The organism is Streptosporangium sp. LJ11, assembly GCF_051918945.1.
Classification (GTDB): domain Bacteria; phylum Actinomycetota; class Actinomycetes; order Streptosporangiales; family Streptosporangiaceae; genus Streptosporangium.
On the sequence record NZ_JBPXMB010000019.1, the window covers coordinates 65,238 to 80,334 of the forward strand.

Genomic DNA, 15,097 nt, shown 5'->3' on the forward strand with positions numbered 1-15,097 from the left:
GACCGGCCCACGACGACCACGCGACCGCGCCCCCCGCGCCCCCCGGGCCCTCCGGCCGGAGGGCCCGGCTTCGGCCGCGGCCCCTTCGGGGGAGCCGGGATGCCCGCGGAGAAATCGATGACCTTCGGGCCGTCCGCGCGTCGGCTGATGCGGCGCCTGGATCCCGACCGCCCGAAACTCATCGTCGTGATCGCCCTCGCCGTGACCAGCGTGGTGCTGAACGTCATCGGACCGAAGATCCTCGGCCACGCGACGGACCTGATCTTCACCGGGGTGATCGGCAAGCAGCTGCCCGCCGGCACGACCCCCGAGCAGGCGATCGCCGCCGCCCGCGCGTCGGGCAACGACAACTTCGCCAACCTGCTCGCGGGGCTGGAGGACTTCGTACCGGGCCGGGGCATCGACTTCGGCGCGCTGGGCACGGTCCTGCTGTGGGTCCTGGGCATCTACGTCGCGGCGTCGGCCTTCGCCTGGATCCAGGGCTACGTGCTCAACGACGTGGTGCAGCGCACCGTGTTCCGGCTGCGCGAGGACGTCGAGGACAAGCTGAACCGGCTCCCCCTGCGGTTCTTCGACGGCCAGCCGCGCGGCGAGCTGCTCAGCCGGGTCACCAACGACATCGACAACGTGTCCCAGACCCTGCAGCAGACGATGAGCCAGCTGCTGACCTCGCTGCTGACCGTGATCGGCGTGCTGGCGATGATGTTCTTCATCTCGCCGCTGCTCGCGCTGATCGCCCTGATCACCATCCCGCTGTCGATGGTCGTCACCGCGCAGATCGCGAAGCGCTCGCAGAAGCACTTCGTGGCGCAGTGGGCCCACACCGGCACCCTGAACGCCCACATCGAGGAGGCGTTCACCGGTCACGAGCTGGTGAAGGTGTTCGGACGCCGCCCCGAGGTCGAGGAGGTGTTCAGGCAGCGGAACGAGGAGCTGTTCAAGGCCAGCTTCGGCGCCCAGTTCGTCTCCGGGATCATCATGCCGACGATGATGTTCATCGGGAACCTCAACTACGTCGCCATCGCCGTCGTCGGCGGCCTGCGGGTCGCCACCGGGTCGATGAGCCTGGGCGACGTGCAGGCGTTCATCCAGTACTCGCGGCAGTTCACCCAGCCGCTCACCCAGGTCGCCTCGATGGCCAACCTGCTGCAGTCGGGGGTGGCCTCGGCCGAGCGCGTCTTCGAGCTGCTCGACGCCGAGGAGCAGGCCCCGGACCCCGCGGTCCCGGTGCCTCCCACCGTCAGGCGGGGCCGCGTCGAGTTCGAGCACGTGTCCTTCAGCTACGACCCGGAGCAGCCCCTCATCGAGGACCTGTCCCTGGTGGCCGAGCCCGGGCACACGGTCGCGATCGTCGGCCCGACCGGCGCGGGCAAGACCACCCTGGTCAACCTCGTCATGCGCTTCTACGAGCTGGACTCGGGACGGATCACCCTCGACGGCGTCGACATCACCGCGATGCGCCGCGACGACCTGCGCTCGCACATCGGCATGGTGCTCCAGGACACCTGGCTGTTCGGCGGCACCATCCGCGAGAACATCGCCTACGGCAACCCGCGGGCCACCGAGGAGCAACTCCAGGCCGCCGCGCGCGCCACGTTCGTCGACCGGTTCGTCCGCACGCTGCCCGACGGCTACGACACCGTGATCGACGAGGAGGGGAGCAACGTCAGCGCCGGGGAGAAGCAGCTGCTGACCATCGCCCGCGCCTTCCTCGCCAACCCGTCCCTGCTCATCCTGGACGAGGCCACCAGCTCGGTCGACACCCGCACCGAGGTCCTGGTGCAGCACGCCATGGCCGCGCTCCGCTCGGACCGCACCAGCTTCGTCATCGCCCACCGGCTGTCCACCATCCGCGACGCGGACCTCATCCTGGTGATGGACGCGGGGCGCATCGTCGAGCACGGCACCCACGACGAGCTGCTCACCGCGAGGGGCGCCTACCACCGCCTGTACTCGGCGCAGTTCAGCGGCGCCGTGGTCACGGACGACGAGGAGGCCGCCGTACGCTGAACCCCGCCGCACGCCCGGCACCACCCGCACGGTGTACGCGTGCGGGTGGTGCCGGGCGTCGCGGGTGTCCGGCGCGGCCGCCGGTCATCGCCATGACCCGCCCCGGCGGTTCAGGAGGGCGCGTCCCAGACCGGCCTGACCTCGACGCCGGCACCCATCGGACAGCGCGCGGCGAGCTCCAGGGCCTCGTCCAGATCCGCGCAGTCGACGAGGTAGAAGCCCGCGAAGTCCTGCCTCCGCTCGGCGAAGGGGGCCTTCGCGACCAGCACGCCGTCATCGGAAGGGCGTAGCGTCACGGCCTCCCTCGCCGGCATCACCGCTTCGCCGGAGAAGTGGATCCCGCGCTCCTCGAGGAACCGGGCGAACGCCCGGTGCTCGTCCAGCGCGGCCCCCATCTGCTCCTCGGAGACCGAGTCCCAGTAACCCTCGGGATCGAACAGCGACAGCATGAACCTCATGTGAACCTCCTCGTACGGAGTGGCTGTGGGCTTCCGGTTCCCGCATCGTGCCAGGACACACCGACAGAACCGCCGGCCCGGGAGTGCCCGGCCGGGCCCTCTCCCCGGGCGCGTCCGGCCCTCGCCGCGTCCGCTTGACTTCAACCGAAGGTGAGGTCGCAGGCTGGCCTGGACATCCCCACCATCGAAGGAGATCCGCATGATCCTGGTCACCGGAGCGACCGGCAAGGTCGGCGGGCAGGCCCTGTCCCAACTCCTCGACGCGGGCGTCGCGGTGCGCGCGCTGACCCGCGACTCCGCGTCCGCGACCCTCCCGGAGGGCGCCGAGGTCGTACGCGGCGACCTGGCCGACCCCGCCACGCTGGACGACGCCCTGGACGGGGTCGAGTCGGTGTTCCTCGTCTGGCCCACCCTCTCGGCCGACCACGCGGCGCCCGCGACCATCGAGGCGATCGCCGGACACGCCCGCCGGATCGTCTACGTCTCCGCACGCGGCGTCCCCGACCCCGTGCCGGGCGCGCCCGAGCAGGACCCGGACTCGATCCTCGGCTCCCACGCCCTCGTCGAGCGGCTGATCGAGCGGTCCGGGCTGGAGTGGACGTTCCTGCGGCCCGACGGGTTCGCCGCCAACACCCTGATGTGGGCCTCGCAGATCCGGGAGACCGGGACCGTCCGCTGGATCCACGGAGCCGCCTCCAGGGCGCTGATCCACGAGGGTGACATCGCCGCCGCCGGGGTGAGCGTGCTCACCGGCACCGGCCACGCCGGGGCGAGGTACGTGCTGAGCGGCCCCGAGACCCTGACCCAGGTCGAGCAGGTGACCGTCATCGGCGAGGCCGTCGGCCGGCCGGTCCGCTGGGAGGAGCTCTCGCCCGAGGTCGCGTTGCGCGGGCTGCTCGACCAGGGCTGGCCGCCCGCGGCGGCGGAGGAAATGATCGACGCGTACGCGCAGATGGTGACCTCCCCCGAGCCGGCCACCTCCACGGTGGAGGAACTCACCGGGCGGCCGGCCACCCCGTTCCGGCGGTGGGCGGCCGACCACGCCGGCGACTTCCTCTGACGCATCCCGAGCCAGGGCCCGCATGAGGTTCAGAGCATGGGATTGCCTCAGCGCCGACCATTCGGCTCGGCAGGTCACCGCTGGACGGTCACCCTCCAGGGCACCGCACGTCTCATTTCGTCCTATATGGGACGCTCTCTGCCATGCAAATGAGGAGCGGCATAGCTGATGACATTTTCCCCATCGTTGCTCTGCACGTGGACAGCTGGCGTTCGGCGTACGCGGGGATCATGCCCGACGGCTTCCTGAACGGACCCCTGGCCGACGATCGGCTGGTGTTGTGGCGGGAACGGCTGGCTTCGCCCGTACGGGGATCGGGGCTGTTCGTCGCTCGCGACGGCGATGGAGAGCTGGCCGGCTTCGTCTACCTGCTTCCGGCTCCCGGCGGGCGGATCCTCCTTGACAACCTCCACGTGCGGCCGGGGAGCACCGGTTCAGGCATCGGAACGCAACTGCTGCGGCGAGGGCTGGCATGGGCGGCGGACGAGCACCCCGGCAGGGAGGTTTATCTGGAGGTGCTCCGTGCGAACACGCGCGCCATCGCCTTTTACGAACGACACGGCGCCCGCCGCACGGACGAGCGGATGTGCCGTTTCCCGCAGGGTTTCGAACTGCCCGAGTTCGAGTACGCCTGGCCGACAACCTGATCGGCCGGGTACGTGGGCTCCAGTGGCGAGGTATGGCGATTGATGCGTCAGGACGACCTGGTCGGCGAGATCACGATCGTGGACGCGGATGGACCGTGGCTCAGCGGCCGGTTCGTTGCCGGGCCCGCGTTCCCTGACGTGGAACCGCTGTTCCAGCAGGAACTAGCGTTGCTCGACACTCTCGACGAGGACTACGAGCGGTGGGAAGCGATCTATGACGAGATCACGCGAGCGGTGCGCCTGATAGGACCTCATCGTCCGGTGACAGAGTTCCTGCTTCACATCCAGAACGGCGAGGCATGGTTCCGCTGGAGCGACGAACCGTGATCTAGGCCGTCCACGCGGAGGTGAAGCGCTGCCAGGCGAGCTGTTGTTGCTCGGGGGAGGCGTCGGCCTGCTCGGCGCAGTCCAGGCGCAGATGCCGATCCCCGAACGGTTCGTTCAGGTAGTCGCAGTGGTGAGGGTTCGCGGAGTCCGCGTGGACGTACGGCTGGAAGAAGCGGCAGGTGACGCAGATGCGTTGTGGCGGGATGTCGCCGTTCTGCTGCAACGTACGGATCAGCTTGATCAGCGACCGTAACATGGCGGTCTGTTCGCGGGAGTCGAGCGTTTCGACGGCGCCGCTCAGGAAGCCGGGCCACTCGCTCGCCCGATCCGCCGTGGTTTCGCCGGCCGGGGTGAGACGCAGGGTCACGGATCGCTTGTTCGCCCCGGGCTCCTTCACCACGAGTCCTTTGTCCACGAGCGTGCCCACGGCGTTGCTCGCGGTCGCGGCCGAGACGCCCAGGCGGGCGGCGAGGCTGCCGAGACTCGTCGGCCGCCCGCGCAGCAGCTCCAGGGCCTGCGCCTGGGTCGGTGTCACGCCCGCGGGCCCGGCCCCCTTCCATGCCCTGCTCCGGAGCACCATGCCGATCTTGGAGAGGCCGCTCGTCACGCGCCTGGCGACAGGCTCGCTGATCGCGTCGAAGCCCTCAGTCATGTTTAGCACTCCTAACTTTGGCTTGACGTGGCACCGTTCAGCATTGATAGTACTGCTAACGGTTGATTGAGCCAAGCGTTTCCAGGGCGGCCACCTGCGCGGACTCTGTTCGCCATGCCCACGTCGCGACGTTTCTGGTGCCCGGCCTCAATTACGACCGTGAGACCTCCGGTCTCGACATTCAGACGTGCGCGCAGGCAGTGCACGTTCACGGCACCTCACCCATCTTCGATGATGATGACAGGAGCACCACCCGATGTCCCGTGTCAAACTGATCGACGCTCAGGGCGCTACCGACGAGTCCAAGCCTCTGCTGGACGACATCACCGCGACATTCGGCACGACGCCGGCCATGTTCAAGGCCGTCGCCAACTCGCCGGCCGCGCTCAAGATGATGTGGGCCGGCTTCGGAGCCCTCGGCGGCGGGCGCCTGGGCGCCCGGCTCGGCGAGCAGATCGCCGTGCTCGTCGCCGACCGCAACAGCTGCGAGTACTGCCTGGCCGCCCACACCGCCCTGGGCCGCAAGGCCGGCGTCTCCGCGGAGGACATGAGCCGGGCCCAGGAGGGCCACTCGCACGACCCACGCGTCGGCGCCGCGCTCGGATTCGCCGCCAAGCTGGTGGAGGACCGCGCGCAGGTGACCGACTCCGACGTCGAAGCGCTGCGCGCGGCCGGCTTCGACGACGAGGAGATCGTGGAGCTGGTGGCGCACGTCGCGCTCAACCTCTTCACCAACTACGTCAACGTCGCACTGTCGGTCCCCGTCGACTTCCCGAAGGTCGCCCTGCGCAAGGCCGGCTGACCAGGCGGGGGCGGGCTGCGGGCGACTCGCCCGCCGCCCGCGTCCCGCCCCGTCAGCTCCTGGCGCGTACCGCTTCCCCGAAGCGGCCCAACGAAATCGGCCCGACCAAGAGGAGGCCCGTATGCACGCGGTGGTGAGCAGGCGCGTCCCGTTCGAGGGCCCTGGCCCGATCACGCCGGCGCTGCCCGCGGCCGGCACCGAAGGGCGAATGCCCAGCTGGGCCGAGCACCCGCCGGCCACGGCAGGTGAGCGGTGGTGACCGCCGGACGGGTGCTGGTCGTGTCCACCGGGGTCGTGCGCCCCCTGCCCTGGCACGGACGCACCGTGGCGTCGGGCATCGGGAAGAGCCCCGTCCACGGGCCGGTCGAGGTCACCCGGCTCGGCGTGACGGGCGACGAGCAGGGGGACCGGAAACACCACGGCGGTCCGGACAAGGCGCTCCTGCTCTACCCCGTCGAGCACTATCGGGCATGGGCCCGGCGGATCGGTCACCTCACCCCGCCCGCGTTCGGGGAGAACCTCACGATCTCCGGGATCGTGGAGGACGACGCCGTGCTGGGCTCGGTCTACGCCGTCGGCACCGCCGTGCTGCAGGTGACCCAGCCGCGCAGGCCCTGCTACAAGCTGGCCGCCCACCACGGCATCGCGGGCCTGGCCGTCCTGACCCAGCGCAGCGGCAGGACCGGTTTCTACTGCCGGGTGCTGCGCCCCGGCCGGCTGGAGGCCGGTGACGGCCTCGACCTACTGTTCCGTCCCGGCCACGGCATCACCGCCGCCGAGGCGCACCGCGTGCTCAACGTCGACCGCGCCGACCGGGCTGCCGCCCGGCGCCTGCTCGACCACCCCGAGGTGCTGCCCGCCTCCTGGGTCGGGCTGCTCCGCAAGCGCCTCGACGGGCAGCTCGACGACCAGGGGGAACGCCTGCACGGCTCGGCGTCAGCCGGAGCGGCGGACACCGAGCCCGCTGTTCCGCCCGGCATGACGAAGGAGACCGCATGACCACCGGCACCCGCGTCCCCGGGCGCGACCACAGGGACCCCGCGCCCACCCCGCCGCCGGCCGGCTAGGACGGCCCCGACGAGCCGCGAGCCGCGTACCGTTCCTCCCCGCCGGCGAGAACCGAGTGGAGCCTCTCGGCGAACTCGGCGGGCCGGTCCGCGAGGCCGCCCCCGTGGTCACCGGGGAAGTCCACGACGGTGGTGCCGAGACGCCCGGCCAGGGCCGCCGCCGCCCGACCTGCCACCTGTTCCCGTGACTCCACGCCACCGGCCACGACGATCCTGGTCGGCGCGGTCCGCAGTCCCGCGATGTCGGGCAGGTGGCCGATGAGCGGCAGCCACTGGTGGGCGAAGTAGAACTCGACGTTCTTCCGTATCCGGGCCGTCGTCTCCGGCGTCCCGGGACCCGGCTCCCCCTCGGGCCCCGGACCTTCCGGTTCCTCCCGGTCGCCGTCCATCTCGCCGCTCCGGATCATGGAGGCCAGCGCCGCGTCGGCCCCTTCCGCGAGGAAGGTCTCGTGGATCCTCCGCCCCTCGGCGCGATGGTGCTCGGCCTCGTCGAGCAGCTCCGTGACCGGCGGCTCGTGGGCCACCAGGGCACGGACCTGACCGGGATGCGCGGCCACCAGGTCGAGCCCGATCAGCGCGCCGCTGCTGGTGCCGAACACGTACGCGGGCTCCGAGCCGAGCGCGGCGAGCAGGTGGTGCGCGTCGTCGGCGTGGTCCGCGACGCTGCAGTCCTCGGGCGGGCCGTCGAAGACGCTGCGCGAGTTGCCGCGCGTGTCGTACGTCACGACCGTGTACCTGCCGGCGAGAAGTCCCGCCACCTCCGCGAACGCCTCGGCGTCCATCGGGCCCGCGGGGATCGTCAGCAGGACGGGGCCGGAGCCCCGCACCTCGTAGTGAAGACGCGCGCCCGGCAACTTCAGGCTTTCCACCTTCGCGGGATACATCGGCTCTCCTCCGGGTGAGACGCGGCCCGCGGACGTGTGTCCCCGGCCGGGTGTCCTCGCGGCGCCCTTTCGCGGAAGGCGGAGAGGGGCACCCTTTCACACGAAGGAGTCGGAGCCCGGAACCCGATCTCGACAGCCTTTCTCTCCGCGAACGCCGTCCTTTCGAATCGAGACGCCCGCCCGGTTCACGCCGCCACGTCGAGGACGACGCGGAACCGGGCCTCACCGCTCATCATGCGTTCGTACGCCTTCGGCGCCTCCGCCAACGGCACGGTCTCGATCATCGGGCGGATACCGTGCCGCCCGCTGAAGGCGAGGTTGTCCTCGTTCTCGATCGAGCTGCCGGTGAGGCTCCCGCTGAGCGTGCGGGTCCCGAAGATGAGGTCCGCGGTGTTGACGGAGATGGGGTCGAGGGCGGCTCCGACGACCACCATGCGGCCGCGAGCCGCGAGCCCGGAGACCAGCCCCGTCATCGAGGCACCGCTCGCGGCCGTCGCGATGATCGCGGCCGCGCCCCCGAGCTCCCGCAGAGCGGCACCCGGGTCCTCGCGGGAGCTGTCGATGTAGTGGTCCGCACCCAGCTGCCTCGCCAGCGCGGCCTTGCCCGTTCCCCGGGCGACGGCGGCCACGCGGTAACCGAGCTTGGCGGCGTACTGCAGGCCGAGGTGGCCGAGACCCCCGATCCCCTGGATGGCCACCAGAGCTCCCGGGGGGCCGTCCACCTGCTGCAACGCCTTGAACGTCGTGAGACCGGCGCACAGCAGCGGCGCCGCCTCGACGGAGCTCATGCCCTCCGGAATGCGTACGAGCCCGCTTCCCCTGGCGAAGACGACCTCGGCGTAGCCGCCGTCCACGGTGGTCCCCACCTGGTGCTGGTTCGCGCAGTTGACGAAGTCACCCCTCCGGCAGGGGTCGCACTCGCCGCACTGACCGCCCAGGAACCCGACGCCCACCCGGTCCCCCACCCGCCAGCCGGTCACGCCCTCGCCCACCGCGTCGATGACGCCGACGATCTCGTGGCCGGGGACGACGGGCCGTTCCGGGTCGGCCCGGACTCCTTCGACGGCGAGGAAGTCGGTGTGACAGACCCCGCAGCTCTCGACCCGGATCCGGACCTGCCCCACGGGCGGCTGCCTGAGCTCGCGGGTCACGAGCTCGAACTTCCGCGATCCGGTCACTTCGAAGGCACGGTAGGTGGACATCGTTCTCCTCACAGGGGTTCGTGCCCGCTTCGCGACCGTGGCGGCCGGCGAAACGGTCCCGGAGGTGCCCCGGGCGTTTTCAATATGACCGGTCGTCTTAAAAGTGTCAACAGCGTCATGTCGCGGTGGGCGCTGTCGCCTCCCCGGTTTGACGGCACCCAAGACGACCGGACATATTGGGGGTGAGGGGGCGACCATGGCCAGGAAGAGCATGCGCGCGGAGATCGTCGGGGCCGCGCTGGAGCAGTTCCACATCCGGGGCTACAACGCGGCCGGGGTGAAGGACATCACCGACGCGGCCGGCACGCCGAAGGGGTCCTTCTACAACCACTTCGACAGCAAGGAAGCCCTCGCCGTCGTCGCCCTGGAGCACTACGGCGCGGGGCTCCGCATGGAGGATCTCGCCGACGGCGAGGTCGAACCCCTCACCCGCCTGCGCAGGCACTTCGAGTTCCTCCGCGACGAGACCGTGCGGCACGGATTCACCCGGGGATGCCTCATCGGTAACTTCGGCGCCGAGATCGCCGATCGCAGCGACGTCATCCGCACGGCCGTGCACCAGAGTTTCCAGCAGTGGACCGCCCTGATCGCGGCGACGCTCACCGAGGCCCGGCGCGCCGGATCGGTACGCCCCGATCTCGACCCTGAGGCGACGGCCCGCTTCCTTCTCGGCGCCTGGGAGGGCACCCTCGTCGTGGCCCGCGCCGACCGTTCGGCGAGCGCCTTCGACTCCTTCTTCACCGTCGCGTTCGGCACGCTGCTCGTACGGGGCGACGAGCACACCGGCACATGACGGACTCCGCGAGCTCGCGACCGCGCCACGTACCGGAAGCCTGCCGATCGGGTGAGGGCGGGCACCGGGCGATTCGCCCGGTGCCCGCCCGTCCCCGTCACGCCGGGCGGCCCGGAGGATTCACGGGAGGATCCACGACACCGGCGCCGCTATTGCGGGTGGTCGTTCTCCGTCACCATCGGCGTGTCCTGGTTGATTCTGATGATCTTCGTCGGCGGTGGTGTGGCACCCGCCGGGGGGTCGGTGGCCTGGCGCTTGCCGGGGCCGGCTTGACCAGGGGGCTGCGCGGGGGGATGGACCGGAGCGTGAACCGGGGCATGGACTGGCGGAGGAGCCGGGAACAGCGTGTGAGAGAAGCCGATGATCTCCCGGATATCGACCTCCAGTTGCTTCCAGTTCACCTCCTCGTCGCCGTGGGCGCGGAGTTCGAGGGGGACGAGGCGGTATGACACGCCGCCGGCCAGGTAGTGGTCCGGTTCGTGGATCTCCTTCATCCCGCCGAAGACCCGCTCCACGGAAACGGTGGGCACGCCGGGAAGGAGCAGCGCGCTGTTCAAAAACGCGCCCACCGTCAGCCGGTTCACCTCCGATATCGCAGTGTCCTCATCTTCCTCGGGATTGCATGTCGTCAGGGTTTCCAGGTCACGTATCGGGCCGCCGTCGGGACCGTTCTCGCTCCCCTCGGGCGCGCCGGCCTCGAACAGGTCCCCGGGTGATTCCCTACCGGTCGGCGCGGCACTGATCGCCCTGCCCTCAAGCGCCGGGACGAGCGCGTCATCCAGAATCGACCACGGGAATCCGAATTTCGGGTCCTGCTGTTCCTGGTAGACCTTCTTGTACGAGGGCAGGAATCCCGCCAGGTTCTGCCATTCGTTCAGAGCCTGGTCGACATAGTCGCGGTTGAGAGTGATATCGCGTGCGCTCGCCCTCAATTCCGAGAGATCCCAGGCGTCCTCCGGGTCATCGGAATTCTTGGCCTCGGCCGCCGCGATGTCGGCCAGGATCGTGGCGAGGTCGGCCTCGGCGTCGGCGTACCGCTGCTCCCTGTGCCGCTGCGCGCTCGCGACCTGCACGGCGACGAACGCGTTCAGATCCTTCAGCTCCGCGTCGTCCGTGTCCGCGAGCAGGGTGGCGAACGCCTGTTCCTTGAGGAACCACTGCACCTGTTCGGGGAGCGTCTTCGCCACCTCTCGCAAAGGGACGCGCGACAGCGCGACGGCCTTGTTCTTGATCTGTCCCGCACCCTCCACGTACGAGTGATCGATGATCGCGGCGACCTGGGTGTACACCAGGGCGACGAATCCGCGGAGCGTGGTGCGCTCCTCCTCCGTCACGGCGATCTGCCTTCGCCCGGCCCACTGGGTGAACATGATCTCGGCCGCGGTCCCGGCATGTGCCGCGCGAACACAGCTGATCTTGGCGAAGGGGCGTTTGCCCACCGCGCGCGCCTTCTGCCCGATCCAACGCAGGGCTTCGTCGAGCTTGCCGATCGGAACCCCGACCGTATAGTGCACGAAAAGGTTTTCCACCCCTTTGTCGGACACCATGTAGACCTTCTTTTTGGGCCCCGCGATCCTGAGGTCGGATTCGACGAAAGCTCCGGCACCATTGGTTCGGGTCACCCAGAAACCGAGTTTCTGCAACGACAGTAGTTTTACCAGGGAGGTCCTCCCCTTCGGGGAGTACAGCACGTCGGCGACCCCTCTGAGTCCGGCCAGCAAGGGACCGACCGGGTCACCCGGCGCCAACTGGTCGAACGGGTCGGTGACGAACTCGACGTTCGAGTAGTCGATGGATTCACCACTGTCTTTCACCTCGTCCGCGTCGCGGGCGTCGGTCAGGAGCCGGAACCGGCCTTCCTTGAAACCGGCGAGCAGTTCGTCGCCGTCGAACATCCCTCCGTCGGCGTTGGTGACGCGCCTGTCCAGTTCGATCTCGAATCCCATCACGCCGTCACAGTAATCCCGGCCGCGAACAATGCCCATGACGCCATTGACTCGTTCCAATGACAGTTTCCGGCAAGGTTCTCACCTCCTCGATACGGATGCCCGCCAAGACGCGCGTGCCGTTCCCTCCCGCGCGGTACGAGGGGTGGAGCCCCGAGCACGGTGATCGGTCAAGCGAGGTCGGCACGATCACCACCACCGGGTCCACGGACCGGGCACCCGTACGGGGCCGCCGGGACGGTGGGCGGCGGGCAGGACCCGAGGCCGCCCCGCCCGTGCGGGTGGGGCAGCATGGAGGGGTGAGCGACGGTACGAGCACGCTGGCGGGACTGCTGGCCGAGGGTGACGTTGTGGTGCTGAGCGGCGCCGGGATATCGACGGAGTCGGGGATCCCCGACTATCGAGGACCGGGCGGCACCCTGACCCGGCACACCCCCATGACCTACCAGACGTTCACCGGCGACCCGGTGGCCAGGCGGCGCTACTGGGCCCGAAGTTACATCGGGTGGCGGGCGATGACCCGGGCCGCGCCGAACAGCGGCCACCACGCGGTCGCGTCCCTCCAGCGGCGGGGCCTGGTGTCCGGAATCGTGACGCAGAACGTCGACGGCCTGCACCAGGCGGGCGGCGCCCGTTCCGTCATCGAGCTGCACGGCAACCTGCGGGACGTGGTCTGCCTGGACTGCGGCCACTCCAGCCCGCGCGAGGAGCTGGACCGTCGCCTGACCCAGGCGAACCCGCGGTTCGGCGCCCGGCCCACCGCGATCAACCCGGACGGTGACGTCGAGCTACCGGACGAGGAGATCGACGATTTCCAGGTGGTCGGGTGCCGGGCGTGCGAGGAGGGCATGCTGAAGCCCGACGTCGTCTTCTTCGGGGAGACCGTCCCGGCGGAGCGGGTGCGCGAGTGCTACGCGCTCGTGGAGGGCGCGCGCCTGCTCCTGGTCCTCGGGTCGTCGCTGACGGTGATGTCGGGCCGCCGGTTCGTGCTGCACGCCGCGAAACTCGACATCCCCGTGGCGATCGTGAACCAGGGCCCGACCCGAGGCGACGACTACGCGACCCTCACCGTCGACGCCCCCCTGGGCACCGTCCTTCCGGAACTGGTCCGTCTCATCGACACCGGAGCGGTGTCCACCGGCTCGCCGTACTGATCCGGTCCCCGCGTGACCCCGGCTTGACCCCGCGTGGCTCCGGCTCGTCCCGTACAGGACTGACCGGTTCCCCCGCCGGCTCCCCGGCCGGGGAACCGAGCCGGGCAGGCCCCTCGGAAGCAGGCCGGTGGTCGGTGGTGCGGGCGGTTACGGCCGTCTCGGTCTAACGGTCGCCGCTCGCCCGGTCCGGCACGCCCAGCACGGACCGTACGACGGCGTCGGTGTCGGCGAGGTCCTCCAGCACCAGCTCGGGACCGGCCTCGCCCAGGACGCTCGCGTCGTTGAAGCCGGTGGCCACCGCGATCACCCTCGCTCCGCCCTCATGGCCGGCGCGGACGTCGTTCGGCGTGTCACCGATCAGCACGGTGTTGCGCGCGGTGAAGGGCTCCCCGTACTTGCCGGCGGCGCGCCGCTGCGCGAGGGCCACCAGCGCGGCGCGGTCCTCGTGGTCGGTGCCGTACGCGCCCACCTCGAAGTCCACGAAGCCCTCCAGCCCGAACACGGTGAGCTTGCCGATCGAGACCGGCTCGGTGTTGCCGGTGAGCACCGACTGCACCACGTCCCGGCGTTCCGCCAGCGCCGCGAGCGCCTCGCGCGCTCCGGACAGGGCCCGGCCGCGTTCCCGCATGACGGCCTCGCGCACGACGAACGCCTCGGCGAGGGCGACGTAGAAGGAGTCGAGGAGCCGGTCCGACACCTCGACGTCGTGCGCCTGGAAGATCTCGGTGATGATCGCCCGCTCGGTCCGCCCGGCCACCTGCACCGAGTGCTCCATCCGGCGGCCGGTGGTGGCGTGCAACGCGTGGTCGTAGGTGTCGGCGGTGACACCGCCGGCGTCGATCAGCGTGTGGTCGATGTCCCACAGCACGAGCGTTCTCGGGGAGCTCACCGCCCGAGCATAACCAAGCCCGGATCGCCGAGGCCTGACGGCCCGGCCTCCCGGAAGGGCGCGGATCCCGTCACCGGCGGGGCCGGAGCCCGAAGCGAACGGCGTGAACGGCATGAACGGCGTGAACGGGGTGAACGGCATCGACACGGCCTCTCGCGGGCGTCAGAGATCGACGCGGGCGACGAGCGGCAGGTGGTCGCTGCCGGTGGCGGGCAGGGTCCAGGCCGCGACGGGGATCGCCGTACGGGTCATGACGTGGTCGATCCGGGCGAGAGGGAGGGCGGCGGGCCAGCTGAAACCGAACCCCCTCCGCGTCGAGACCATCCGGGAGGTGAGCGGGGCCAGGCCACGGTCGTCGAGGGTGCCGTTGAGGTCGCCCAGCAGGACGACCCTGTCCAGCTTCTCCGAGGCGACGGCCGCCCCCAGCTTGGCGGCGCTCTCGTCCCTGCGGCCTGACCCGAAACCGTCCGGCGGCCGGATGCGGATCGAGGGAAGGTGGGCGACGTACACGGCCACGTCCCCGTGCGGCGTCCGCGCGGTGACCCGCAGCCCGCGGTTCCAGTCGGGCCCGACGCCCGGAGGCCTGATGTCCACCGGCCGCGGGTCCGCCAGGGGATACCTGGACCAGAGGCCGACGGTGCCCGCGACCGCGCGGTGGGGGTGGCCGGACGCGAGGGCGTTCTCGTAGACGGGCCGGACGGCGGGCGTCAGCTCCTCCAGGGCGACGAGGTCGGCCCCGGCCCGTACCAGGGCCAGCGCGGTCCCCTCGTGGTCGGGATTCTCCTCGCCGACGTTGTGCTGGAGCACGGTCAGGTCGCCCCCCGCCGCCCGGTCGGCGGGCAACGCCCGCCCGCCGAACACCACGACCCAGACCGCCGCGGGCAGCACCAGGGACACCGTCGCGAGGGCCGAGCGGCGCAGCAGCGCCAGACCCAGCAGCACCGGAACGGCCAGGCCGGCCCAGGGCAGGAAGGTCTCCAGCAGGCTGCCGAGATTGCCCACGGTGTTGGGCACCACGGCGGGGAACGCCGTCAGCCCCGCCACCAGCACGCCGGCCGACGCGAGAACCCACCCGCGCGGCCGTGACTTCGAAGGCTCGCCGGAGCTTCCGTCCGGCGTGTCCCGTCCCCACGCCCGGCGCCCTGCACGACGGGCGCGCTTCCCCTCGCCGTCGGTCTTCCGATCTTCGACGCTCATACACCCGAC

The 15,097-nt window shown here is 70.6% G+C and carries 16 protein-coding genes; 9 read left to right on the top strand and 7 right to left on the bottom strand.

All coding sequences use genetic code 11. The features are described from left to right. Positions 1–99 precede the first annotated feature (99 nt). Positions 100–2,010: an ABC transporter ATP-binding protein gene (locus ACTOQ3_RS26730; RefSeq protein WP_440086134.1), complete on the top strand. Its 1,911-nt coding sequence runs from the start codon at positions 100–102 to the stop codon at positions 2,008–2,010. Positions 2,011–2,120: 110 nt separating this feature from the next. On the opposite strand, the gene ACTOQ3_RS26735 is transcribed toward ACTOQ3_RS26730, so the two are convergent. Further along, positions 2,121–2,468, bottom strand: coding sequence for a YciI family protein (locus ACTOQ3_RS26735; protein ID WP_440086135.1), 348 nt, complete (start codon positions 2,466–2,468; stop codon positions 2,121–2,123). A gap of 199 nt (positions 2,469–2,667) precedes the next feature. On the opposite strand from ACTOQ3_RS26735, the gene ACTOQ3_RS26740 reads away from it, so the two are divergent. The 3 genes from ACTOQ3_RS26740 (at position 2,668) to ACTOQ3_RS26750 (ending at position 4,502) form a co-directional block, all read left to right on the top strand. Continuing rightward, positions 2,668–3,528, top strand: coding sequence for an NAD(P)H-binding protein (locus ACTOQ3_RS26740; RefSeq protein ID WP_440086136.1), 861 nt, complete (start codon positions 2,668–2,670; stop codon positions 3,526–3,528). 197 nt (positions 3,529–3,725) lie between these two features. After that, on the top strand, positions 3,726–4,175 hold the full coding sequence (locus ACTOQ3_RS26745) for a GNAT family N-acetyltransferase (protein ID WP_440086138.1): 450 nt from the start codon (positions 3,726–3,728) through the stop codon (positions 4,173–4,175). A gap of 42 nt (positions 4,176–4,217) precedes the next feature. Continuing rightward, positions 4,218–4,502, top strand: coding sequence for a hypothetical protein (locus tag ACTOQ3_RS26750; RefSeq protein WP_440086139.1), 285 nt, complete (start codon positions 4,218–4,220; stop codon positions 4,500–4,502). Between the two features lies 1 nt (position 4,503). On the opposite strand, the gene ACTOQ3_RS26755 is transcribed toward ACTOQ3_RS26750, so the two are convergent. Next, complete coding sequence (locus tag ACTOQ3_RS26755) at positions 4,504–5,154, bottom strand: MarR family winged helix-turn-helix transcriptional regulator (protein ID WP_440086140.1); 651 nt, start codon at positions 5,152–5,154, stop codon at positions 4,504–4,506. Between the two features lie 256 nt (positions 5,155–5,410). Between ACTOQ3_RS26755 and ACTOQ3_RS26760 the strand changes: the two genes are divergently transcribed. From ACTOQ3_RS26760 to ACTOQ3_RS26770, 3 genes are all read left to right on the top strand, one after another. After that, the gene (locus ACTOQ3_RS26760; protein WP_440086141.1) at positions 5,411–5,956 is read left to right on the top strand and encodes a carboxymuconolactone decarboxylase family protein; all 546 of its coding nucleotides are present in this window, start codon (positions 5,411–5,413) and stop codon (positions 5,954–5,956) included. A gap of 121 nt (positions 5,957–6,077) precedes the next feature. After that, positions 6,078–6,215, top strand: a complete 138-nt coding sequence (locus tag ACTOQ3_RS26765; protein WP_440086142.1) for a hypothetical protein — start codon at positions 6,078–6,080, stop codon at positions 6,213–6,215. After that, positions 6,212–6,955, top strand: a complete 744-nt coding sequence (locus tag ACTOQ3_RS26770; RefSeq protein ID WP_440086143.1) for an MOSC domain-containing protein — start codon at positions 6,212–6,214, stop codon at positions 6,953–6,955. Before ACTOQ3_RS26765 ends, ACTOQ3_RS26770 begins: the two co-directional genes overlap by 4 nt. A gap of 64 nt (positions 6,956–7,019) precedes the next feature. Here ACTOQ3_RS26770 and ACTOQ3_RS26775 read toward each other — a convergent pair whose 3' ends face one another. Both ACTOQ3_RS26775 and ACTOQ3_RS26780 read right to left on the bottom strand, forming a co-directional pair. Further along, positions 7,020–7,907, bottom strand: coding sequence for an alpha/beta fold hydrolase (locus ACTOQ3_RS26775; protein WP_440086144.1), 888 nt, complete (start codon positions 7,905–7,907; stop codon positions 7,020–7,022). Between the two features lie 185 nt (positions 7,908–8,092). Then, positions 8,093–9,109 (bottom strand): alcohol dehydrogenase catalytic domain-containing protein, encoded by a 1,017-nt coding sequence (locus ACTOQ3_RS26780; protein ID WP_440086145.1) that lies wholly within the window; start codon positions 9,107–9,109, stop codon positions 8,093–8,095. 196 nt (positions 9,110–9,305) lie between these two features. Between ACTOQ3_RS26780 and ACTOQ3_RS26785 the strand changes: the two genes are divergently transcribed. Beyond that, on the top strand, positions 9,306–9,902 hold the full coding sequence (locus tag ACTOQ3_RS26785; RefSeq protein ID WP_440086146.1) for a TetR family transcriptional regulator C-terminal domain-containing protein: 597 nt from the start codon (positions 9,306–9,308) through the stop codon (positions 9,900–9,902). A gap of 149 nt (positions 9,903–10,051) precedes the next feature. On the opposite strand, the gene ACTOQ3_RS26790 is transcribed toward ACTOQ3_RS26785, so the two are convergent. After that, the gene (locus tag ACTOQ3_RS26790) at positions 10,052–11,887 is read right to left on the bottom strand and encodes a hypothetical protein (protein ID WP_440086147.1); all 1,836 of its coding nucleotides are present in this window, start codon (positions 11,885–11,887) and stop codon (positions 10,052–10,054) included. A gap of 20 nt (positions 11,888–11,907) precedes the next feature. Between ACTOQ3_RS26790 and ACTOQ3_RS26795 the strand changes: the two genes are divergently transcribed. After that, on the top strand, positions 11,908–13,002 hold the full coding sequence (locus ACTOQ3_RS26795) for an NAD-dependent protein deacetylase (RefSeq protein WP_440086148.1): 1,095 nt from the start codon (positions 11,908–11,910) through the stop codon (positions 13,000–13,002). 163 nt (positions 13,003–13,165) lie between these two features. Here the strand turns inward: ACTOQ3_RS26795 and ACTOQ3_RS26800 are convergent, their stop codons facing one another. Both ACTOQ3_RS26800 and ACTOQ3_RS26805 read right to left on the bottom strand, forming a co-directional pair. Then, entirely contained in the window at positions 13,166–13,891 is a 726-nt protein-coding gene (locus tag ACTOQ3_RS26800) for an HAD family hydrolase (RefSeq protein ID WP_440086149.1), read from the bottom strand. A gap of 162 nt (positions 13,892–14,053) precedes the next feature. Then, positions 14,054–15,088 carry an endonuclease/exonuclease/phosphatase family protein gene (locus tag ACTOQ3_RS26805; protein ID WP_440086150.1) on the bottom strand — a complete coding sequence of 345 codons (1,035 nt, stop codon included), beginning with the start codon at positions 15,086–15,088 and terminating at the stop codon, positions 14,054–14,056. Between the last annotated feature and the right edge of the window lie 9 nt (positions 15,089–15,097).

What these genes read in the sequence shown, in the direction of transcription:
- ACTOQ3_RS26765 (WP_440086142.1), top strand. Translation starts at nt 6,078, where the DNA reads ATGCACGCGGTGGTGAGCAGGCGCGTCCCGTTCGAGGGCCCTGGCCCG.
- ACTOQ3_RS26790 (WP_440086147.1), bottom strand. Translation starts at nt 11,887, where the DNA reads ATGGGCATTGTTCGCGGCCGGGATTACTGTGACGGCGTGATGGGATTC.
- ACTOQ3_RS26735 (WP_440086135.1), bottom strand. Translation starts at nt 2,468, where the DNA reads ATGAGGTTCATGCTGTCGCTGTTCGATCCCGAGGGTTACTGGGACTCG.
- ACTOQ3_RS26760 (WP_440086141.1), top strand. Translation starts at nt 5,411, where the DNA reads ATGTCCCGTGTCAAACTGATCGACGCTCAGGGCGCTACCGACGAGTCC.
- ACTOQ3_RS26785 (WP_440086146.1), top strand. Translation starts at nt 9,306, where the DNA reads ATGGCCAGGAAGAGCATGCGCGCGGAGATCGTCGGGGCCGCGCTGGAG.
- ACTOQ3_RS26775 (WP_440086144.1), bottom strand. Translation starts at nt 7,907, where the DNA reads ATGTATCCCGCGAAGGTGGAAAGCCTGAAGTTGCCGGGCGCGCGTCTT.
- ACTOQ3_RS26755 (WP_440086140.1), bottom strand. Translation starts at nt 5,154, where the DNA reads ATGACTGAGGGCTTCGACGCGATCAGCGAGCCTGTCGCCAGGCGCGTG.
- ACTOQ3_RS26730 (WP_440086134.1), top strand. Translation starts at nt 100, where the DNA reads ATGCCCGCGGAGAAATCGATGACCTTCGGGCCGTCCGCGCGTCGGCTG.
- ACTOQ3_RS26740 (WP_440086136.1), top strand. Translation starts at nt 2,668, where the DNA reads ATGATCCTGGTCACCGGAGCGACCGGCAAGGTCGGCGGGCAGGCCCTG.
- ACTOQ3_RS26805 (WP_440086150.1), bottom strand. Translation starts at nt 15,088, where the DNA reads ATGAGCGTCGAAGATCGGAAGACCGACGGCGAGGGGAAGCGCGCCCGT.
- ACTOQ3_RS26795 (WP_440086148.1), top strand. Translation starts at nt 11,908, where the DNA reads ATGACAGTTTCCGGCAAGGTTCTCACCTCCTCGATACGGATGCCCGCC.
- ACTOQ3_RS26750 (WP_440086139.1), top strand. Translation starts at nt 4,218, where the DNA reads ATGCGTCAGGACGACCTGGTCGGCGAGATCACGATCGTGGACGCGGAT.
- ACTOQ3_RS26780 (WP_440086145.1), bottom strand. Translation starts at nt 9,109, where the DNA reads ATGTCCACCTACCGTGCCTTCGAAGTGACCGGATCGCGGAAGTTCGAG.